The following is an 18,895-nucleotide window of genomic DNA, read 5'->3' on the forward strand; positions in this document are numbered from 1 at the left end:
GTTCACTCTCCAGCTCAGGTTTCATTTCTCCTTACTCTGCGCGGCAAACCACGATGAGCAAATTCACAACCGGTGTTGCTTACAGCGCATCAGCGGGATCTGTACTCCATGGTGTCCTTACTTACTTCAGTCCCGATGAGTGGAGTGCTGTAGGCGTGCTGGTCGGTATCAGCATTGCGACCGTTACCTGTATCACCAACTGGTATTACAGGCGTAAAGCAACACTGGCAGAGATCAGGGCGCTGCGCTGCACCTGCAAGGAAGAGCCGCGCTGAATCATGGCTATCTCCGCTGCGATGCGTAACAGACTTCTGGCTGCAGGTGGTGCGGGCGCCCTGGCTCTGGCTATTACGCTGCTGGGCGGTCCGGATGGTCTGGAAGGTCGTCGTTATGTACCTTATCGGGATGTAGCCGGTGTGCTCACGGTATGTGATGGTCATACGGGCACCGATATTGTCAGTAACAAAACCTATACCGACAGGGAGTGCGACACTCTGCTGCGCGCAGACCTGAAACCCGTTCAGGCCGTCGTTGACAATGTTGTCACGGTCTCCCTCAGCGATTACCAGCGCGCCGCACTTTACAGCTTTGCCTATAACACCGGTACTGACGCTTTTTCCCGATCTTCACTTTTGAAAAAACTCAACGCAGGCGATAAAACAGGCGCGTGCAATGAACTGCGCCGCTGGGTCTTTGCGGGCGGCAGGAAATGGAAAGGGCTGATGAACCGCCGCGAAACTGAGCGTGCACTATGTCTGGCGGAGAACGGTGATGACCTTAAACAGAATTAAGTGGGATGCCGTTGTGATAGGGCTGCTGCTTGTCCTGGCTACTGGACTGGGTGTCACGATTAAGCTTCAGTCCATTTCTAATGCCCGGCTCAACAGACAGAACAGGCAACTGGTGCAGGAAAAGACCTCAGCTGAAGTGATGACGATTAACGTCCTGAAGGCTACAGCACTCTTCAACGACATCGCCCGGGCAACGCACAATGATAATCAGGCCACTAATGCAGAAAGCGAACGCAGAGTGGTGGTCATCCGGAAGCTGGTCAAAGGTAACAGCTGTGCCTCTGAACCTGTTCCTCGTCACGCTGCTGACCAGCTGCGCGCGCACAGAGACACAGTACGTTCCGGTTCCGCCCGTGCCGATACCGGCAAGTCTGCTGGCTGACTGCGAAGTGCCGCCTATTCCAGAGCCGCTTACCTGGGGAGAGAGTCTGGAGTTGAATGAACGATTGCTTAGCGTTGTTGAACAGTGTAACCGTGACAAGGCCGCCATCCGACAAATCGAACGGGAACGGCAAAAGTGAACATACTCCGGTTGCTGTAAGGCAAAGCAGCGTGATCAGCACATGGCTCATCGGGTATGCTCCTGACCTGAGCTTTATGGATGAGGATCACATGAAACGGTTAGTCAAAATTTCAGCCATCACAATTACACTTCTGGCAGTGCTCGCACTGGCTGTAATGATTCTTTTAATAGTATCAATGAGGCCTTCAAAAGTTGATGCTGCACAGGCTGAAGCCTGTCGGCACTATGATAACCAGACAATCATGGCTAAAGTGATACGGGCTAAAACCGGAACTAAGGAAGAGTGGAAAAATTTCTCTGACGTTCAGGACGCAGCTGAAAAGAACGGAATTCTGATCGACTATGGCCAGATGACATTCGGGAACGATATCTGGTTAGTTCCTTTCACTCAGCGTAGCGGTCAGTCAGCAACCGGTGAATACTTTGGCATGCTGGATTGCACCACAGGCAGTGTTGAGTTCGGCAAAAAGTGATTTTCCACGACCGGTTAGTAAGCACAATAAGTAGCATTTGTTCGTTCGCTTCATTGCAGTGGCGATAGCTGAATAAAAAACGACTATCGATCGGCTGCATGATGTTGCTGCTGGCAGGCGCCGGTTAAAGCTCAACGCCACATGCACGAAGCAATCTACCTCCGCCGCCGGCATGGATGATGCAGCAGTACATCAGAGAGCAGTATTTGAAGTAGTGTGATTGCGAAAATTATTCAACTTTTGTGCTAATTCGCCGATACCATGTAAACAATTATTATGGAGGTGAATCGCATGCAGGGAGTTGTTGTAAGGACAAAAGGCGAACTTAAGCAGGCGAAAGAAAATAATATTGACCTGATTATTGTTGAAGGTGAGCTTGCCAAAAAAGTTATGAAAGGCAAAACGATAGCTCATGCTAGCGCCGCAACAATTGCTTTGGTGGGAGTATCAGTTGCAGCCATGCCTGCTACAGGAGGGCTATCATCTTTTGCTTTGATGCCGATTGCTGCAATGACGGGCATTGAGATTGCTGCATTAGCAGCAGTCTGTTTTTTAGGTGCAGGCTTTTTAATCGCTTTATTTAAAGACTATGAAGAAATAGATTTTGATGCCAAAGCACTAACATTGAAGCTAAGACGCAAGCAAAAAAATTAAACCTCCGGATGGGGGTTTTTTATTGGAGCCAGTATGCCAGAAACCGACTGCATCACAGTCACCACCAAATCCGGTGAGACTCATGAGGGTCTGGTGAACCGTTCACAGCCTAAAGTGGTTAACGGCTTCATCGGCATCGCACGCGAAGATGTTGGCTGGGTATATCTGGCGCGTGGTGACGTGCTCAAGATGGAGTACGTGCCAGAGCAAGCTGAATAAAGTCCCAACGATTAAGATAATTATCGTCGTCTGTTTTAGATATTTTAAAGAGAGGCACCTGATGATGCCATGTCGATAAAGCATCTACGTCGCAGCTTGGAACAACATATACTACAGGGACGGAAGTATTGTTCATATCCTCAGACATATTACAGAAGACATAAAACAAGTCAGGTGACACTATTGGTCTGTGATTGCCAACAGTCCATTGCCTAGGGGAAGATCTAGCCCAAGAGCCTTTTACCTGAATGCTTATGCTTTTAGAACCGTCGATTGTCGCAATGATATCGACCCTGCTTGAACCGCTCGTTGTTAAAGCTGCGCTTATGCCAAGGCGAGAAAGCATATAGGCAACGTAATATTCTCCTGCATCACCGGCATTCTTGGCGGTGCGCTTGGTAACTTCTGACATATTCATTTCCTGGAATTAAAATGGCACTCACCGACAAACAAGAAATGTTCTGTCGCGAGTACCTCATCGATTTGAACGCCACGCAAGCGGCCATTAGGGCGGGGTACAGTGAAAAGACTGCAAACCGAACCGGATCTGAAAACCTGTCAAAACCTGATATTGCGCAGCGCATCATTGACCTTAAATCAGAGCGCAATGAAAGGGTAGAGGTAAATTCAGACTATGTGTTGCGCCGCCTGGTTGAAATTGACGAAATGGACGTGCTCGACATCATGGCCGATGACATGAGCATAAAATCTGTATCGCAATGGCCTGCATCATGGCGTCGGTATCTGAGCGGCTTCGATCTGGCTGAGATGTTTGAAGGCCGGGGTGAAGAGCGCGAGATGGTCGGCATCCTGAAAAAGATTAAATGGCCGGATAAAGTCAGAAATCTGGAGCTGCTAGGCAAACACATTTCGGTGCAGGCGTTCCGCGAGCAGGCTACAACATCACTGACAGGTAAAGACGGCGGCCCGCTTGAGGTTGCGCTGCTTTCACGCGAGGAATACCGGCAGGCCCGCCGGGAAATGCTGGAGGATGACGACTGCTGACTTCAAAAACGCTGCACGCCGTATAGAGTGTGAAGAAGACGGGCTCTATTTCACCCGGTACTTCTTTAAGCAGCGCACTGGCAGCAGAATGATTGTTGCGCCTCATCATCAGGTGATACAGCGGACGCTGGACCGGGTGATTGATGGCGATATCCGGCGACTCATCATCAATGTGCCCCCGGGCTACACCAAGACGGAATTGGCCACCATCAACATGATGGGCCGCGGGCTGGCGCTGAACCGCCGTGCCCGCTTCATGCACTTGTCCTATTCCCACAACCTGGCCTTACTGAACTCGTCAACCACGCGAAGCATCGTGAAGTCTGCCGCTTTTCAGGCCATGTGGCCGATGGCGCTGCGCGATGATGCCGACAGTAAAGCGATGTGGTGGACTGAATACGGCGGCGGGGTGTATGCCTCTTCCGCTGCAGGGCAGGTTACCGGCTTTCGCGCCGGACACATGGAGCCGGGCTGGCAGGGAAGTCTTTTAATTGATGACCCGGTTAAACCTGACGATGCCTACAGCGAAACGATACGCAACGGCGTCAACACCCGCTTCAACGAAACTATCCGTTCCCGTCTGGCCATCGAGACCACGCCCATCGTGGTCATCATGCAGCGCATTCACTACCACGACCTGAGCGGATACCTGCTGCGCGGTGGCAGTGGCGAACAGTGGCATCACCTGAACCTGCCGGTACTGATTGATAACAGCGAGCAGTATTCAGTGCTGTATCCTGAAAACTCGTATGCAATACCCGTTGAACATGGTCTGCCTGACGGCTGGCTGTGGCCATACAAGCATAACGAGTCGCATCGCACCTCACTGTTTTCACACCGGCGCACCGCTGAGGCCCAGTACATGCAGCGGCCCCGGCGGTTCAATGCCGAAGGCGCGCTCTGGACAGAAGCTATGGTGTCCGGTGCACGTGCGCTGGAGATTACCCTTCAGCCGTCGCGAACGGTGGTCGCCATCGACCCGCAGGCCACCAACAGCGAAGAGAGTGACGAAACCGGTATTGTCGTGGCGAGCAGTTACGGGCGCGGTAATGACCGGCTGTTCTCTGCTGACGCAGATTACTCCGGGAAGTACTCGCCGAACGGCTGGGCGAAGCGTGCCATCAGGGCGTATGAAGAGCACCACGCTGAAGCCATCGTTATTGAAACCAATCAGGGCGGTGACATGGCGGAGGACACCCTGCGTAATGCGGGTTTCCGCGGTCGCATCATTCGTGTGCACGCCAGTAAGGGCAAATTTGCCCGTGCGGAACCCATTTCAGCCCTATACGAGCAGGGGCGGGTGGCGCACCGCGGCAACCTCTACCAGCTTGAGAACCAGCTGCTGGAATATGTGCCGGCCACCGCGAAGAAATCCCCCGACCGCCTGGATGCGCTGGTCTGGGCCATCACCGAACTGTTCCAGCCGAAAGGTACAACAGTCCGTCCATTCTCAGCCTGACAGAACAGAAATATGAGCAACGACGTCCGCAAGCGATCGCCAAAAATCGAGTCGATTGCCGGATGCTGGCCAATGATCACCGCATTGCTGGGCGGCACAGCAGCCATGCGGCAGGCGGGTAAAACGTACCTGCCTAAATGGCCCAATGAAGAAGAGGCGTTTTATAAAAACCGGCTGGCAACGGCCACGCTTTTCCCGGCCTTTTCCCGTACGGTCGAGGTCCTGAGCGGCAAACCCTTTTCCCGTCCGGTGACATGGGATGAGAAAGTCGTGCCTCAACGTATCCGCGAGATGTTCGCGGATGTAGACCTGCAGGGCACCAATCTGCATTCCTTTCTGGCAGACATTTGTGAGGAGGCGATGGCGTACGGGCTCTGTGGCATCCTGGTCGAGCATCCGCCTGCAGAGAAGCAACTCTCCCTGGCCGAAGAACGACAGCGCGGGCTGAGGCCTTATTTCGTCAAGGTAAACGCGAACAGCCTGCTTGATTATGACTCAGAGCGCGTGAACGGACAGGAAACGTTTACCATGCTGCGCTTTGTAGAGACGGTGAGTGAGCGTGATCCGGATAATGAATTTGCCGTGAAAGACATTGAGCAGGTCAGGGTACTGAATCCCGGCCGCTGGCGGATTTATCGCGAAAAACTCAATGAAACGAGCGGGGTACTGGAGTGGCAGCTGCATGATGAAGGCACCACCAGCCTTAACAAAATCACTTTTGTTCCGGTCTACGGCGACAAGCGTGGCTTTATGAATGGCCGGCCGCCGCTGGCGGAACTCGCGTGGCTCAACGTCGAACACTGGCAGTCGCGCAGCGATCAACAGACCATTCTGCATGTCGCCCGCGTACCGGTGCTGTTCGGTAAGAAGCTGGGCGACGGTCCCATCTCGGTAGGTGCGGCATCGGCCATCGGCTTCCCAGGCTGCACGCAATGAGTTGCCCGAAGCAAACCTGCCTGCCGGAACAGCTCACCGTTCGCCGCAGACAGACGCCCTGATTCACAATAAATTGCTGAACGATCCTTTGTCACCAAGGGTGGGTGCAGAGGACCCCGATCTGATTGTGGTCAGTTTTACCAACTACGATTGCACAGACTGCAAACAGGTCGACAGACATCTGGAGAAGCTGCTCAACGCTTATCCCCGGATCGCGGTCACCTACAAACTGCTTTCCTGGGGTCCGGCGTCATCAACCGCTGTTACCCGCAGAGCACTATCAGTGTGGATTGAGCAGCCAGACAAATTCCACGTGTTTCATCATGCGCTGATGTCCTATAGTGGGATGGCTGACGATGTGCGTATCTATTCGGCTTACAGCGCTGCCGGAATGAAACTGAGCACGTTCAGGCCAGACACACAGCACATCATCGATGTGAACAAAGAATTTTTAAAAGTTATGCATCTGCCAGGTACACCAGCAACCCTCATCGGAGACAAAGTATTACTGGGTGCAGTGACTTATGACGCGCTGGAAGAGGCCGTTAAAGCGGCACTGGCCGAGACAAAAGACGGGAAACGTTTAGCTGTAACGAAAAAGAAGACCTTCAGGACCGGATAAATTCCGCATGAAGCACATCGTTTTGCCCTTAATCCGATGTCCGGGTACAGGTTTATCTGCTCACCTGCCGGCCCGTCACAGTCAGAGCGCAGGGCTGATACCCGCGGGGTCCTTCCTTCTCTCATAGTCAGTCTCCTCCTGAATCAGGTAAACGCAGCATGTCATTTCTGAATTCCCTGTCGCAATTTGCACAGGGTATTGATCCGACAGTCACCCGCCTGATGCTGGGCGACTTCGAGTTTATGGAATTCGAAGTGCCTGAACAGGTGTCCATTCGAGGCAGGCAGAAAACAGTACAGCACCAGCTGATTGGTGGCCGGCGTGTTATCGACGTGCTGGGCACGGAATACGAGCCATTAGCCTGGTCTGGCATAATAACGGGCCTGCAGGCGGGTGAGCGGGTCAGTGCCCTTGAGCGAATGCGGGATGCCGGGCAGCCGATGGTGCTGACGCTGGACGATTACCGCTTCACTGTTGTGATCACGGCGTTTACTCCGGTCTACGAGTATATCTGGCGTCGCCCTTATTCCATTGAAGTGGCGGTTGTCTGTAATGAGGGTTCGCCGGAAAAAGTGGATGCCCTGACCGGCGCACTGCGGGCACTGATTGACAGTTACCTGGGCCGTGCGCTGGGCCTTGCAAAAATCATCAACGTTGATGCCGTCACGCAGGCCGTCAGAAATCTGCATCAGGCTGTCAGACAGGTGACAGATTTTGCGCATGCTACCGTCGTGCAGATTCAGGCCGTTGTCAGGCCCATTATTGCTGCCCGCAACATCATTCAGCATGAGCTCGCACTGCTGGAAGCCGCAGCCGCTGATATCACGACGCTGGGCGGGCTGGTGCCAGGTAACCCCATCTCAAAAACCGTCAGTAATCTGCTCACTCAGTCAGACCACGCAACCCGCATTCCGGCCCTGTATCGCCTTCAGGACGTGCTGGGCAGACTGAACAAAAACGTGAATTCAGGGCAGGCCGCCAGTGGCCTGAAAGCGGTCACGCTGTCAGGGGGCAATCTTTATCAGGTGGCGTCAGAGCAGTATGGGGACGTATCTCTATGGACCAGCATCGCCGATGCCAATGACCTTTCCGATCCGCAACTGAGCGGTATTCATACCCTGAAAATACCCACCAGCCCGGCGAGTTAGCGATGAACGTCAATAATCCCGTAACGGCATCAAGCGCCCGCCATGTTAGCGGGCGTTGTCTTTTAAATGGCACAGAGGTGCCTTTTGTATCGTTCAGCATTGAGAACAATACGTACCGCGGCGCGGGGACGTTCGAGCTTACGCTGGCTATCTCTGCCATGCCTCCGGCCATGAGGCTGCTGAACTGGTGGGCGGTGCAGACTACCATCAGAGCAGAGCTGTTCATTTCAGTCATCACCCAGGCGGGTGTTAACGAAAAAAAGCACATCACAGGAAACATCGATACCTGGCATTACGAACCGGCACGATTTGAGATTTCAGCAGAAGGGCGCGACTTTACCGCAAAACTGATTGATGCGAAGACAACCGGTGAAAGCTTTAAAAACCTGACCAGTTCCCAGATAGCCACTGCACTGGCGCAGCGTCACGGGCTTACACCGGTTGTCACTGCAACGACACAACGCGTCGGCGAATATTACCAGATTGATACTGCGCATCTTACAGGTGAACAGACGGAATGGGACTTGATCACCAGCCTGGCAGCTATCGAAAACTTTTCGGTCTGTGTGAAGGGTGACAGCCTGCATTTCGAACCTAAAGGCGTTCATGCTGGTGTGGATAATTATGTTATCCGCTGGCAGCCCCCCGGTGAGCTGGCGTATCCCCGGAGCAATGTCTCTGATGACCTGACATTTTCACGTGCATTAACGATTTCGAAAGGGGTGACGGTTGAAGTGCTGAGCTGGAATGCAAAGCTGAAAAACAGGCAATTTACCGCCACTTATCCAGCGCAGCCCAGGGGGCCTGAGCCGGGTAAATCGACTGCGGACACACAGGTCTATCGGGTGATGCGTAACGGACTTACACCCGATGCTGCCCGCGCGCTGGCTAGGTCATTATACCGGCAGATCGTTCAGCATGAGATGGCATTCAGCGGTTCAGTGGCCGGCGACAACCTGCTCATGCCGGATACGCTGATCCGTATTGAGGGCACCCAGAGTCCTTTTGACCAGATTTATTACTGCGATAGCGTGCGGCGAACCCTGAGCTGGGAGACGGGCTACAGAATGCAGATTTCCGGTAAAAATCACAGTCCTGCTCTGGAGTCTGAACGGTGAGGGTGCTGCTCAATGCCGTGGCTGCGACGACGCTTCAGAACATGGCTGACAAAAACGGCACACGTCAGGGCATCATCACCGCCTACGATCCGGACAGTTATGCGGTAAAAGTCCAGCTACAGCCGACGGGTGAGGAAACCGGCTGGATCCCCCTCAGTACGCCTTGGGCGGGTAACGGCTGGGGATTTGCTGCAGGTCCGATGATCGGCGCTGTGGCGGAAGTGGGATTTGATTCCGGCCTGAGGGGCGTGGGGATGGCGGAAGGGCAGTTTTACAACGACGCTGACCGCTGCCCGGGGCCACCCTCTGGTGAATTCTGGCTGGTGCATCAGAGCGGTTCGCTGCTGAAGTTTCTCAACAGCGGGGAAGTCCTCCTGTCTGCGAAGGGAAAACTCACTTATGACGCACCGGCACATCATTTTACCGGCGGCGACGTGCTGATAGATAAGAACCTGACAGTCGGGAAAAACATCAGCGACCACAATGGCCGTTATGGCCCTGTAGATCGTATCCGTACCGTTTATGGCGGTCACACCCATCTCGAAAAAGGTCAGGGCAATTTCACTGCCCCGCCGAAACAGCAAATCAAAACTCTTCTGCAGGATTAATCTATGCACGACCTCTATCACTTCGCAGGCGGAGACCTCAACTCCTCTTCTACTGGCGATTTACGCACGGCATCAGGCAGCGACCGCACGAAACAACGCATTCTGCGACGGCTGCTGACAAACTCTGGCGACTACCTGTTTCATCCGGAATACGGTGCCGGGCTGGGGAAGAAAATTGGCGAGGCAGTCAGATCGGGGGAATGGAAATCACTCATCAGTGGCCAGATGTTGCTTGAAGACGCTGTAGCTGCCCATCCACCGCCAGTTGTGAACCTGACCCTGATTGAAGGGGGCGTCAGCGTATCGATTGCTTACAGCGATAACCTGACAGGCATGCCCGAAACGCTCAACTTTGACGTCACAAGGTAAGCAGATGTCATCGCTCAACGTTAAATCTTTCTCTGAACTCGTCAGCGAACAGGTCACTGCTATACAGTCGCGGGCGGCAAAACTGCTGGACTTCTCCATCGGCAGCATTCTGCGTTCGCTGGCTGAATCCAATGCCGGTGTGGCAATGTGGATCCAGCAGTTGATTGTGAAGCTTCTGGTGACGACGCGCGCCGCCACCTGCTCAGGTGACGATCTGGATAGCTGGATGGCGGACTTTGGTTTTTTTCGCCGCTCTGCCGTGCAGGCCACTGGCAACGTGACGTTCTCCCGTCTCACGCCCACCTGCCAGGCCCTTATCCCGGTCGGGACCAAGATAACCACCCTTGATGGCAGCCAGACCTACACTGTTATTGCAGATCAGCCCGGGCGGTCGGGCTATATCATCGCGGCCGGCGTTATCTCTCTGGGTGTACCGGTACGGGCAGACACCGCAGGCGCTGCGGGTAATGCTCAGCCAGGTACCATCACCGTCATCACAGGTTCAGTGTTATATGTCGATCAGGTCACCAATCCGGAAGCTTTTACCGGCGGAAAGGATGCTGAGTCCGATGACGAGTTTCGCGTACGATTCAGAATGTGGATTTCGTCGTTATCCAGAGCAACCAAAGCGGCGATTACGTTTGCGCTCAGCACTATTCAGCATGGCGTCAGCTTCACGCTGAACGAGAATGTCGCCTGGGACGGTGCGCCGCAGCCGGGCTATTTTTATGCGGTAATTGATGATGGCAGCGGCATGCCGCCACGCGAACTCCTTGATCATGCCTATAAGGCTATTGATGCTGTGCGCGGCTTCACTATTACCTTTGGGGTTTTTGCGCCGGAGGTTATCTATGCCAGTGTCGTGCTTTCATTTACGACAGATAATCAGGCAGACCACACAGGGGTAGCCATGCTGGTTGAGGAGGCGATAACACATTACATTGCCAGCCTTAAGCCTGGCCAGCTAATGGCCTACACCCGCATCATCAGAGCGGCCTATGCGGCCAGTCCATTGGTCTCGAACGTGACATTCATTACCCTCAATGGCGGAAAAGCCGATCTCGCGGCCTCGCCAAAACAGGTTATTCGCAAAGGTCAGATCACGGTGAGCTGAATGGCTAAAGGTGATAAGAATGACTTTCTTAACCGGCTTCATGCACTGCTGCCGCCCGGCTGGTTTAATGATAACAGCCCGATTCTTGAAGGGACGCTGTCTGCCTGTGCCTCATCGTTAGCCTGGTGTTACACCCTTTATCGCTACGCCCGTCAGCAGACACGCCTCTCCACCGCCACAGATGGCTGGCTGGACATCACAGCCTGTGACTTCTTTGGCAATAGCCTCAGCAGACCTGATGGTATGGATGATGACCGCTTCCGGATCCGGATAAAAACGAATCTGCTTCGAGAGCGGGGTACGCGACAGGCGGCCATCGACATTCTTGAGATGCTGACCGGGAATAAGCCCGTTGTGTTTGAGCCGTCGCGCCCTGCCGATACAGGTGCTTACGGTGGTCCGGCCATCGGCTATGGTGCGGCTGGCGGATATGGATCCCGCTGTCTGCCTTACCAGGCATTTGTAAGCGTCAGCCGGCCGCGCAGTCAGGGCATTCCCTGGGTGGCGGGATACGGAATATCAACGGCCGGGTACAGTAACCCTTCGCGTGCCCAGTATGTTTCCAGGCAGATGATCACTGGCTGTATTACGGATGCGCAGATTTACGCAGCCATTGCGGCAGTTAAACCGGAAGGCACACTCGTCTGGGTAAGAATTCATTAATCTCATTTTCTCCGTTAACAGTCACACGATGGCCATCCTGAGGATGGCCTTTTTATATGGATAACACTATGGATCGACAGATTGTTTATCCGGGCGCCATTCCGCTCGAAACCGACCTGCTTAACACTAATAAGTTTGCCATGACAGGAATGGCAAAACTGGCATCAGCCATTATGGGCGAAAGCACATGGCTTCACGGGCTGGCATGTAAGCCGACTGCACCTGCATCAATGAGTGTGGAGGTCGGGGAAGGGCAGATTTATACGCTGCAGCATGTTGATGATACGGCTTATTCGTCACTGGCTGCTGATAACACAAATACCATTCTGAAGCAGGGTCTGAATACGTCTGCGTGCCTTTTCAGACTCGAAGCACCCGCATTACAGGGACATAGCATCAACTATCTGATCCAGGTGACTTACGCAGATACTGATACGGGTCCCACTGTGCTGCCTTATTACAATGCGGCTGACCCGGCGATAGCCTTTAGCGGCCCGGCTAACAGCGGCACTGCACAAAGCACGGTAAGAGCCGGTAAATGCCATCTTGCAGTCAAAGCGGGTATTGCCGCCAGAACGGGTACCCAGAAGTCCCCGACACCGGATCCTGGTTATACAGCAGCATGGATAATTACCGTAAATAACGGGGATTTATTCATTGAGGCTTCAGCGGTAAGCATAGCTGAGCATGCGCCTTTTCTTCCTGAGGACGGCATCATCACTGCTGTTCAGCAGGGGTGTATGAACCGTGGCAAAGCGAATCGTGAGGGGGATACCTACCATCTGGTCTGTCAGCCGCCGGTCACAAAACTGACAGATGGCATGCGTATTTTTTTCCGCATACCCTCAGCGAACACCGGAGCCTGCAAACTTTGTGTTGGCGCTCTTCCTCCTTACCCCATCTATGACCACACATCCCAGGAACTCAAAAAGGGCAGCCTCAGCCTCTGTCAGCAAAATGAAGTTGAGTGGAACGCGACCCTGAATGCGTGGATCCTGTGTAATAGCCAGCAGAGAACTGACTGGGAAGAGCTGGACCGACACTACATTCCTGTCAGCGGTGGCGAAGTAAAAGGGCCATTATCGGTTGAAGGTTTACTGAGTACGGACGGGGAGCTCAGTATCGGGGAAGCGAAAGTCACGCCACAAGGTGACGTTCTTGGAAAAGTGTGGAATGGAAGTCTACAAAAATGGTTAATTCAGCGTTCAGCAGGATTCTTAGATAAACAATGGTCTTATTTAGTCTGGAAAGATCCGGTCAGCAGGCTCATTATTCAGGGTGGATTCATTGAACGCCCAGACGATCAGCCTGTTAGGTATCATATTTCTTTCCCTAACACGTGTTTTATCGTACTGATAACGCAATCTGGACATGACGGAAAGAGCACATATAACTCTCATGTTTATAACGTTGACCGGAATCAATTTAAACTGCGCGCAGGAAAGGGTGAACCTAATTTCTACTGGCTGGCTGTAGGATTTTGATCATGAATATTGGCTATAGCGCAAAAATGAATGCATTTTTCTTGCTTGAAGATGAGGAGGCATACAGGGAAAGTGGTGCGTGGCAGAATGATATTCTTCCGGTGCCGAATGATATGTGGATCAGATTTATTGGCAAACCGCCGGAAGGTAAAGAACGCGGACCAGGAAAAGATGGCCTGCCAGCCTGGGTTGATATCCCTGACCAGGAAGGCCCAACCATTGAGGAAAACGAGTCGATAAAGAATGCGTTACTGGAAAGGGCGGATACGGAAATACGCATGCTGACAGTAGTGCAGGAAATTTATGGACTAAATGAAGAAGAAAAACAGAAACTCATTGCCTGGAAAAAATATTTAGCTGAAGTATACAGGCTGAACGCGAGAGTAAATAAGAAAATGGACTGGCCAAATATGCCAGAAGCTGGCTGAAGAGGCTCGTCCGGAACGAGCCTCTGAGTTAATACTTAAAAGCGATAACCGACATTGATGATAGCGCTCTTCACATCATGTTTTTTTGATGTGAAAGCGGCCTGCGAGCCTTCAAAAGCTGCAGTTAATGCCAGATGTCTGGTTGCATCAAATGTCAGACCAGTACTGTACGCAAAATGGTTGGAGGAAGATGAACCACTACTGGAAGACATTCTGTTAATATCTTCATAACTTAACGGGTTGTCCACTTTCGTATGCGAGATACCGCCTAATGCAAATACACTGAGTTTATCGGAGATGCGGTAAGTTGGCCCCATCAATGCTGAGTAATATACTGCATTTCTGTCTAACCGGTGTTTAGCATTATAATTTTCTCTGCATTGTTTATCATTCTTTCTGCACTCATTATCAGCTTCCCGCCATTTCTTCTGCATCGCCGACACGGTGCCCATGAAACCCCATGGTGATGATGTCTCATACTGAAACCGGAAGTTCCCACCCTGAATTTCACCAAAATCATTAATATGACCACGCTGGTAACCAAAAGACATGGTTGGCGTAACATCTGTGTCATCAGCCATTGCACAGGTACACAGAATTGTGGAAGTCAGCAAAGCCAGTGACGCTTTTCTTAATAACATCTGAACTCCTTTTAGAAGTGGGTTGCAAATTTCGGCGTGCATACCCGTTAAGGGAGACCCATTTATAGCCAGACTGCAGTTCAGAAAAGTGAAAACTCTGCAAGATTTTCAGGTTGTTAGATTTGAGCCTGCTGATGGCATTAGCGTCATTTAATGGGTAACTTCAGAGAAGTGCGGGAGTAGCATTAACGCAGGAGAGCAAAAGGGGATAGTGTTGCCGCCGGGGCTGTCGTTCGTATCCGCCGCGTGTCGTCAGAGCAGTCTCATCCCTGGGTGGGTGGCTTGCGATCTGTGCCCTGAAGTTTTAACGGGGTTTACCGATAAAATTTTCATTTAAATGGCGCATACAGGTGAGCATTTTTTTGTTTAGATCAATACTGCTTCTCATTATGACACTTGCCCTGTCCGGCTGTGGTACTTTACTGGGGAGTAAATTTTACAATGTCGATATCGACCCTAAGAGATATAATGACACTCGTCATGCTTTTACGGAATATACTGACATCGTTTTACTGTCTGAAAACTTTGATGGTAGTCATAACTTTATAACAGATGGTGGCACCGTATTTCTTCTGGTTGCTGGCACAGGGAATATCACTAAAGAAAATATCAATCAGAGGCTCAGGCCATTTTATGATTTCCTGACCTGGGCCAGGCTGGAAGGCAGTGAAAGCGAAAATAAACGTATTTTTTTACAATATGCAGACAGAAATGAAGCGCCGTCGTATAGAGTTTCGTTACTTTCCGGACGGTACGCCAGCATTTGTTGATACCAATGACAGCAAGACAGATTTCGAGAAAATCATTTTCCAGAATATTTCAGATTATTATACACCACAGCAAATTGCTAAACTTATCATAATTGCAATGAGTGTTACTCATCAGGATGAGTTTAAGGCCGTTGTAAAATGACACTTTTTTCTGAAATATTCGTACCAGTATAGTTATTTGCCATTATCTCTTTGAAAATTTAGCCAGGCTGGAATGAACGGGCGTATAATCAGTCTTAACTGGCAGGCTTTTTCTGTGTGGCAGCTCGCTGATGAAACTGGTGTCACAAAGTCTTCCTCGCGGCAGAACGTCTGATAGCCTGGCCCGGTTACACTCCCGGGCCGGCTATAATATTCAGTGCCGTTGCGTGGCCTCTCGATTTCCGTTCATTTCTGGCGGGTCGTTTATGACGGCCGCTGTATGCCAAAACCGGACTTTGAGTTCTGATTGTCTTTTTCATACAACAGGACTGATTTTTGCAACATCACCCGATTATTTCTTCAAAGGAAAAAGATGCAGGGTGTTGGCAGCCAGAGGGTATATTCCCAGCATACGGGTTGAGGCCTTCCATTCCTCCACACTGCCATCCTCCCGGGGTATACGCCCACCCCATATGGTTATTCCTTCCGCAAGATGAGCAGGCCGACTCTGTTTCTCTTCACTGATTTCTACTGTTTCACCATTACTCAGCGTTATAACTAAAGATGCGACTTCCTGAGACTGGTATTCTCCGTTAACATCCTTAAGTTCTACTTTCATTAATTTACTCCTTTAGTACCTCGTTGAATGTTACTCCTTACATGACGAAAAAAGCTTTACTGACATCAAGGAAATCTGCTTTTCGCTCTTCGCAGAGGTTGGTCCGACATCAGTCTGCTTCGTGCCAGAAGCGGACATTTTCTTTGAGCCTGAACTGCCAAGGTTCTATCAGTATCAAAACCCTTAAACTGTGTGTGCCGCAAAGCGGTTTTCAGGTACTCCGGGGCTGACATCGGATTCAGCTTTGAGCAGTGCACCGTCATATTCAGACAACGCAGTGAGTCCCACAGAAGCCGTGGTGCAATAGAGACGGGTAAAACCCTCACCGGCGAGTGTCGGGCAGGTGCTCTGGACTCCAGGTGACGTCAGAAGAGTGTCTGTGGACCCATCCGGGCGGTATCGGACAATACGGTTCCCTCCCCATTCAGCATTCCATAGATAGCCCATCTCATCCACGCAGGAGCCGTCGGGCGCGCCGTTGCCTTCAGTTTTAGCGAACACGCGCTGGTTCTGCAGCAAGGGATAATCACAGCACATTATCCGACTCTGCATTGAGTCACAGTAATAGAGCGTGCCACCATCGGGGCTGAAACAGATGCTGTTGGGGATAGCGACGTCAGACAGTGCGAGCGTCTCGACGGTCAGCGTCGCCGCGTTGAGCCGGTGAAATTTACCAATGACTTTAACGGGATAACCGTCATCCATCGTACTGAAGACAAAATTTCCGGCACGGTCACACCGTCCATCACCTATGCGGGTGCCGGTATACCCCGGTGAAGCGGCCACCGGGGTAAGCAACCCGCTGTTGAGATCATAGAAAGCCAGCCTGGACGCGAATCCCATCAGCAGAACGTTGCTTTGTTCAGTCAGGGCAAAGGAGCCGAGGCGTTCAGGCAGCGACCAGCGCATCACAGCGCCAGTGCCTTCTTCCAGTGCGAGCAGTTCACTGGCTTCGATGTCAGTCCAGTAGAGCCTGCGGGTTCTTTCACACCACAGAGGGCACTCTCCAAGCGTATTCCTGACATCTGCTGCGATTGATAACATGTTAATCCTCCGGATTAATAAAGGTTTTAATGCGCGTCAGCAGAAGTGGGTAACGTAGTTACTGCAGAAAACGTGCTGAGAGCCGATCGCCGAAAAGCATGACGGCAAGTCCGATCAGCATGACAACCATTCCCCCCAGCCTGAGCAACGAAACCGGACGCCGCACAGCGCCCAGCAAGCCATAATGGTCAATCATCTGCGAGGAGAGTAACTGTCCGACAATCGCCAGCCCGAGCAGAGCCGAAAACCCGATTTTCGGTGCAAGCACCACATAGCTGAACAGGGCACATGCGCCTATCAGTCCACCCGTAAGACTCCAGAGGGGTTGCGACGGGATCGCCGCTAACGATGTCATCACCCCACCCCGCAGCAGCGCGAAAATCCCCAGACTGAATGCGCCCGCCGTAAAGGAAAACAGCGCCGCAGTGACCGGGTCGCCGCCTATTCCTCTGGCCAGCTGGCTGTTCAGGGTCGTCTGCAGGGTGATCCCCAGACCTGCGGCAAAAGCGATTAGGTAATAGATCATGCTTTTCATCCCGGTCAGTCGGCCTGCTCCAGTGGCAGGAAGGTGTCCGCAAACATGTCAGGCTGGTAGCCGGAGGCGGCAAACAGGTGCTCACGCGACTCATCAATCGCCGCACGCAGTCGCGTGCTGTCCACGCCCAGCACCTTGCCGTTCTGTTTAACGATGCGTCCGCCGATCATCACGGTATCGATGTTGCTGCGCTCGGCGGCATGAACTACCGTGCCAAAAGCATTTCCTGACGGGTAAAGATTGATATCACTTGTATTAATCAGCACCAGGTCAGCCTGTTTGCCTGGTGTCAGGCTGCCCACATTGTCCTGCATCCCTGCACAGGCCGCGCCATCAAGAGTCGCGGCTTTAAGGAGTTGCGCCGCCGGAAGCGTTTTCAGCGCATGTTCAGAATCGCAGCACTGCTGCTGATGCATGCCCATCACACGCTGCAGGTAAAAGGCGACGCGCATCTCCATAAACATGTCGGTGCTGTACGACGTTTCATTGTCTACGCTCAGGCCAGGATTGATGCCATGACGCTGCGCGGCCTCAATAGCGAACATCCCGCTTTCAATCCCATAGTGCGAATCTGAGCGTGGGCAGACGTTCACCCGGACACCGGCTTCGCACAGAATTTTCCATCCCTCGTCAGGCAGCGCCGTGCAGTGATTGAAGATATTGTCCGGCCCCAGCAGCCCCTGCTGATGCAGCGACTCAAGTTGTGCCCCCATCTCAGCCCCAAAGAACTCAGTGACAATCGACAGTCCCAGCCTGCGGGCCTCGGCCCACAACTCTGGCTCCAGCTGGGCCATGACCGCGAGAGAAACCAGGCTTTCAGGGTTGTTAGTGAAATACTTCTCCTGCAGACGCTGCCAGTTTCCCGGCCAGTGCGCTTTATCCCATTCACCGGCCACTGGTGCGCCAGAAGCATGAATGGCACGAATGCCGGCATCAAGCAGGGCCTCGACGGCGGCATCGGAATGCGCTGCGGTTCGGCTGTTGTGCGAATTATCAATCATCGTGTTGATACCCGCATCAATAGCGCCCAGCGCCGTCAGCAGGTTGCCAACGTAGATATCGGCAGGACGGTAATATTTAGCGAACGAGAAGTGCGTGGCGTTGCTGTAGTCGTCCAGGCAGGTCGCGTTTGGGTTAATGCGGCGCAGCTGTCCTTCCCATGCGTGACGATGTGAATCGACCATGCCCGGCATGGCGATCATGTTGGTGGCATTAATGACATGCGCACCCGGCGCATCAATGTTCTGGCCTACGGCGGTAATCGTTGAACCGTTGATGAGAATATCACCGCGCTCGATGTTACCGACGTTCTCGTCCATGCTCAGTATCGTCGCGCCACGAATCAACGTAGCCTGTGAAGTGACATTCTGATTGTTAACAATATTTCTGATGTATTCGGTCATTAAACCTGCCTCTTTCCTGATTAATGGGGAAACGATACGCCACGTCATTAACCTGAAAAAGATGCTTAAAACGTTTTCATAATTCATAATTTGCGAATAATCGGACGCACTTTTACCCCGGAGCAGAA

At 52.3% G+C, this 18,895-nt stretch carries 25 protein-coding genes and 1 pseudogene; 20 read left to right on the forward strand and 6 right to left on the reverse strand.

Annotated elements, in window-relative coordinates; translation table 11 throughout:
* The first annotated feature begins 53 nt into the window (after positions 1 to 53).
* From HFD97_RS06655 to HFD97_RS06685, 7 genes and pseudogenes are all read left to right on the forward strand, one after another.
* A complete protein-coding gene (locus tag HFD97_RS06655) occupies positions 54 to 275 on the forward strand; it encodes a class II holin family protein (RefSeq protein ID WP_167431592.1) in 222 nt (73 codons plus the stop codon).
* 3 nt (positions 276 to 278) lie between these two features.
* Positions 279 to 791, forward strand: coding sequence for a lysozyme (locus HFD97_RS06660; RefSeq protein WP_280117049.1), 513 nt, complete (start codon positions 279 to 281; stop codon positions 789 to 791).
* On the forward strand, positions 769 to 1,173 hold the full coding sequence (locus tag HFD97_RS06665; protein ID WP_167431593.1) for a hypothetical protein: 405 nt from the start codon (positions 769 to 771) through the stop codon (positions 1,171 to 1,173). The genes HFD97_RS06660 and HFD97_RS06665 overlap by 23 nt, the downstream gene beginning before the upstream one ends.
* A gap of 56 nt (positions 1,174 to 1,229) precedes the next feature.
* Positions 1,230 to 1,787 carry a hypothetical protein gene (locus HFD97_RS06670; protein ID WP_167431594.1) on the forward strand — a complete coding sequence of 186 codons (558 nt, stop codon included), beginning with the start codon at positions 1,230 to 1,232 and terminating at the stop codon, positions 1,785 to 1,787.
* Positions 1,788 to 1,869: 82 nt separating this feature from the next.
* Positions 1,870 to 1,974, forward strand: a pseudogene (locus tag HFD97_RS22310) (lysis system i-spanin subunit Rz); the annotation flags it as partial.
* A 104-nt stretch (positions 1,975 to 2,078) separates the two neighbouring features.
* The gene (locus HFD97_RS06680) at positions 2,079 to 2,441 is read left to right on the forward strand and encodes a hypothetical protein (RefSeq protein WP_010670490.1); all 363 of its coding nucleotides are present in this window, start codon (positions 2,079 to 2,081) and stop codon (positions 2,439 to 2,441) included.
* Positions 2,442 to 2,474: 33 nt separating this feature from the next.
* Positions 2,475 to 2,660, forward strand: coding sequence for a hypothetical protein (locus HFD97_RS06685; protein ID WP_167431595.1), 186 nt, complete (start codon positions 2,475 to 2,477; stop codon positions 2,658 to 2,660).
* Here the strand turns inward: HFD97_RS06685 and HFD97_RS06690 are convergent.
* Positions 2,626 to 3,072 carry a hypothetical protein gene (locus HFD97_RS06690; RefSeq protein ID WP_167431596.1) on the reverse strand — a complete coding sequence of 149 codons (447 nt, stop codon included), beginning with the start codon at positions 3,070 to 3,072 and terminating at the stop codon, positions 2,626 to 2,628. The two genes, HFD97_RS06685 and HFD97_RS06690, sit on opposite strands and share 35 nt — an antisense overlap.
* A gap of 20 nt (positions 3,073 to 3,092) precedes the next feature.
* Here HFD97_RS06690 and HFD97_RS06695 point away from each other — a divergent pair, with 20 nt between their 5' ends.
* The 12 genes from HFD97_RS06695 to HFD97_RS06750 all read left to right on the forward strand — a co-directional run bounded on the left by HFD97_RS06695 (position 3,093) and on the right by HFD97_RS06750 (position 13,614).
* Positions 3,093 to 3,665 carry a terminase small subunit gene (locus HFD97_RS06695; protein ID WP_167431597.1) on the forward strand — a complete coding sequence of 191 codons (573 nt, stop codon included), beginning with the start codon at positions 3,093 to 3,095 and terminating at the stop codon, positions 3,663 to 3,665.
* A complete protein-coding gene (locus HFD97_RS06700; RefSeq protein ID WP_167431598.1) occupies positions 3,652 to 5,124 on the forward strand; it encodes a DNA-packaging protein in 1,473 nt (490 codons plus the stop codon). Before HFD97_RS06695 ends, HFD97_RS06700 begins: the two co-directional genes overlap by 14 nt.
* A gap of 12 nt (positions 5,125 to 5,136) precedes the next feature.
* Complete coding sequence (locus tag HFD97_RS06705; RefSeq protein WP_244319754.1) at positions 5,137 to 6,060, forward strand: DUF4055 domain-containing protein; 924 nt, start codon at positions 5,137 to 5,139, stop codon at positions 6,058 to 6,060.
* A gap of 1 nt (position 6,061) precedes the next feature.
* Positions 6,062 to 6,682, forward strand: coding sequence for a thioredoxin domain-containing protein (locus HFD97_RS06710; protein WP_167431599.1), 621 nt, complete (start codon positions 6,062 to 6,064; stop codon positions 6,680 to 6,682).
* A 158-nt stretch (positions 6,683 to 6,840) separates the two neighbouring features.
* Positions 6,841 to 7,830, forward strand: coding sequence for a hypothetical protein (locus HFD97_RS06715; RefSeq protein ID WP_167431600.1), 990 nt, complete (start codon positions 6,841 to 6,843; stop codon positions 7,828 to 7,830).
* Positions 7,831 to 7,832: 2 nt separating this feature from the next.
* Positions 7,833 to 8,948 carry a phage late control D family protein gene (locus HFD97_RS06720; RefSeq protein ID WP_167431601.1) on the forward strand — a complete coding sequence of 372 codons (1,116 nt, stop codon included), beginning with the start codon at positions 7,833 to 7,835 and terminating at the stop codon, positions 8,946 to 8,948.
* Positions 8,945 to 9,556: a phage baseplate assembly protein V gene (locus HFD97_RS06725; RefSeq protein WP_140033939.1), complete on the forward strand. Its 612-nt coding sequence runs from the start codon at positions 8,945 to 8,947 to the stop codon at positions 9,554 to 9,556. Before HFD97_RS06720 ends, HFD97_RS06725 begins: the two co-directional genes overlap by 4 nt.
* Before the next feature lie 3 nt (positions 9,557 to 9,559).
* Positions 9,560 to 9,925, forward strand: coding sequence for a phage tail protein (locus HFD97_RS06730; protein WP_140033938.1), 366 nt, complete (start codon positions 9,560 to 9,562; stop codon positions 9,923 to 9,925).
* Positions 9,926 to 9,929: 4 nt separating this feature from the next.
* A complete protein-coding gene (locus HFD97_RS06735; protein WP_167431602.1) occupies positions 9,930 to 11,039 on the forward strand; it encodes a baseplate J/gp47 family protein in 1,110 nt (369 codons plus the stop codon).
* On the forward strand, positions 11,040 to 11,702 hold the full coding sequence (locus HFD97_RS06740; protein ID WP_167431603.1) for a hypothetical protein: 663 nt from the start codon (positions 11,040 to 11,042) through the stop codon (positions 11,700 to 11,702).
* A 68-nt stretch (positions 11,703 to 11,770) separates the two neighbouring features.
* Positions 11,771 to 13,186 (forward strand): hypothetical protein, encoded by a 1,416-nt coding sequence (locus tag HFD97_RS06745; RefSeq protein WP_140033935.1) that lies wholly within the window; start codon positions 11,771 to 11,773, stop codon positions 13,184 to 13,186.
* A 2-nt stretch (positions 13,187 to 13,188) separates the two neighbouring features.
* Positions 13,189 to 13,614 (forward strand): tail fiber assembly protein, encoded by a 426-nt coding sequence (locus HFD97_RS06750; protein WP_140033934.1) that lies wholly within the window; start codon positions 13,189 to 13,191, stop codon positions 13,612 to 13,614.
* Between the two features lie 35 nt (positions 13,615 to 13,649).
* Here HFD97_RS06750 and HFD97_RS06755 read toward each other — a convergent pair whose 3' ends face one another.
* A complete protein-coding gene (locus tag HFD97_RS06755) occupies positions 13,650 to 14,255 on the reverse strand; it encodes an Ail/Lom family outer membrane beta-barrel protein (protein WP_167431604.1) in 606 nt (201 codons plus the stop codon).
* Between the two features lie 389 nt (positions 14,256 to 14,644).
* Here HFD97_RS06755 and HFD97_RS06760 point away from each other — a divergent pair, with 389 nt between their 5' ends.
* Positions 14,645 to 15,025, forward strand: coding sequence for a hypothetical protein (locus HFD97_RS06760; protein WP_167431605.1), 381 nt, complete (start codon positions 14,645 to 14,647; stop codon positions 15,023 to 15,025).
* A 493-nt stretch (positions 15,026 to 15,518) separates the two neighbouring features.
* On the opposite strand, the gene HFD97_RS06765 is transcribed toward HFD97_RS06760, so the two are convergent.
* The 4 genes from HFD97_RS06765 to HFD97_RS06780 form a co-directional block, all read right to left on the reverse strand.
* Positions 15,519 to 15,785: a hypothetical protein gene (locus tag HFD97_RS06765; protein WP_167431606.1), complete on the reverse strand. Its 267-nt coding sequence runs from the start codon at positions 15,783 to 15,785 to the stop codon at positions 15,519 to 15,521.
* 183 nt (positions 15,786 to 15,968) lie between these two features.
* On the reverse strand, positions 15,969 to 16,829 hold the full coding sequence (locus tag HFD97_RS06770) for an SMP-30/gluconolactonase/LRE family protein (RefSeq protein ID WP_167431607.1): 861 nt from the start codon (positions 16,827 to 16,829) through the stop codon (positions 15,969 to 15,971).
* Positions 16,830 to 16,887: 58 nt separating this feature from the next.
* Entirely contained in the window at positions 16,888 to 17,355 is a 468-nt protein-coding gene (locus HFD97_RS06775) for a DMT family transporter (RefSeq protein WP_208971005.1), read from the reverse strand.
* Positions 17,356 to 17,369: 14 nt separating this feature from the next.
* Positions 17,370 to 18,767, reverse strand: coding sequence for an amidohydrolase family protein (locus HFD97_RS06780; RefSeq protein ID WP_167431609.1), 1,398 nt, complete (start codon positions 18,765 to 18,767; stop codon positions 17,370 to 17,372).
* Positions 18,768 to 18,895 lie beyond the last annotated feature (128 nt).

This window comes from Pantoea sp. EKM103V (genome assembly GCF_011800365.1).
In the GTDB taxonomy this organism is placed as follows: domain Bacteria; phylum Pseudomonadota; class Gammaproteobacteria; order Enterobacterales; family Enterobacteriaceae; genus Pantoea; species Pantoea anthophila.

Excerpts from the sequence above, each read along its gene's own strand:
- HFD97_RS06765 (WP_167431606.1), bottom strand. The coding sequence starts at position 15,785 with ATGAAAGTAGAACTTAAGGATGTTAACGGAGAATACCAGTCTCAGGAA.
- HFD97_RS06655 (WP_167431592.1), top strand. The coding sequence starts at position 54 with ATGAGCAAATTCACAACCGGTGTTGCTTACAGCGCATCAGCGGGATCT.
- HFD97_RS06755 (WP_167431604.1), bottom strand. The coding sequence starts at position 14,255 with ATGTTATTAAGAAAAGCGTCACTGGCTTTGCTGACTTCCACAATTCTG.
- HFD97_RS06680 (WP_010670490.1), top strand. The coding sequence starts at position 2,079 with ATGCAGGGAGTTGTTGTAAGGACAAAAGGCGAACTTAAGCAGGCGAAA.
- HFD97_RS06700 (WP_167431598.1), top strand. The coding sequence starts at position 3,652 with ATGACGACTGCTGACTTCAAAAACGCTGCACGCCGTATAGAGTGTGAA.
- HFD97_RS06720 (WP_167431601.1), top strand. The coding sequence starts at position 7,833 with ATGAACGTCAATAATCCCGTAACGGCATCAAGCGCCCGCCATGTTAGC.
- HFD97_RS06770 (WP_167431607.1), bottom strand. The coding sequence starts at position 16,829 with ATGTTATCAATCGCAGCAGATGTCAGGAATACGCTTGGAGAGTGCCCT.
- HFD97_RS06715 (WP_167431600.1), top strand. The coding sequence starts at position 6,841 with ATGTCATTTCTGAATTCCCTGTCGCAATTTGCACAGGGTATTGATCCG.
- HFD97_RS06705 (WP_244319754.1), top strand. The coding sequence starts at position 5,137 with ATGAGCAACGACGTCCGCAAGCGATCGCCAAAAATCGAGTCGATTGCC.
- HFD97_RS06685 (WP_167431595.1), top strand. The coding sequence starts at position 2,475 with ATGCCAGAAACCGACTGCATCACAGTCACCACCAAATCCGGTGAGACT.
- HFD97_RS06760 (WP_167431605.1), top strand. The coding sequence starts at position 14,645 with ATGACACTTGCCCTGTCCGGCTGTGGTACTTTACTGGGGAGTAAATTT.
- HFD97_RS06735 (WP_167431602.1), top strand. The coding sequence starts at position 9,930 with ATGTCATCGCTCAACGTTAAATCTTTCTCTGAACTCGTCAGCGAACAG.
- HFD97_RS06745 (WP_140033935.1), top strand. The coding sequence starts at position 11,771 with ATGGATCGACAGATTGTTTATCCGGGCGCCATTCCGCTCGAAACCGAC.
- HFD97_RS06775 (WP_208971005.1), bottom strand. The coding sequence starts at position 17,355 with ATGATCTATTACCTAATCGCTTTTGCCGCAGGTCTGGGGATCACCCTG.
- HFD97_RS06670 (WP_167431594.1), top strand. The coding sequence starts at position 1,230 with ATGAACGATTGCTTAGCGTTGTTGAACAGTGTAACCGTGACAAGGCCG.
- HFD97_RS06690 (WP_167431596.1), bottom strand. The coding sequence starts at position 3,072 with ATGTCAGAAGTTACCAAGCGCACCGCCAAGAATGCCGGTGATGCAGGA.
- HFD97_RS06780 (WP_167431609.1), bottom strand. The coding sequence starts at position 18,767 with ATGACCGAATACATCAGAAATATTGTTAACAATCAGAATGTCACTTCA.
- HFD97_RS06660 (WP_280117049.1), top strand. The coding sequence starts at position 279 with ATGGCTATCTCCGCTGCGATGCGTAACAGACTTCTGGCTGCAGGTGGT.
- HFD97_RS06750 (WP_140033934.1), top strand. The coding sequence starts at position 13,189 with ATGAATATTGGCTATAGCGCAAAAATGAATGCATTTTTCTTGCTTGAA.
- HFD97_RS06730 (WP_140033938.1), top strand. The coding sequence starts at position 9,560 with ATGCACGACCTCTATCACTTCGCAGGCGGAGACCTCAACTCCTCTTCT.
- HFD97_RS06695 (WP_167431597.1), top strand. The coding sequence starts at position 3,093 with ATGGCACTCACCGACAAACAAGAAATGTTCTGTCGCGAGTACCTCATC.
- HFD97_RS06740 (WP_167431603.1), top strand. The coding sequence starts at position 11,040 with ATGGCTAAAGGTGATAAGAATGACTTTCTTAACCGGCTTCATGCACTG.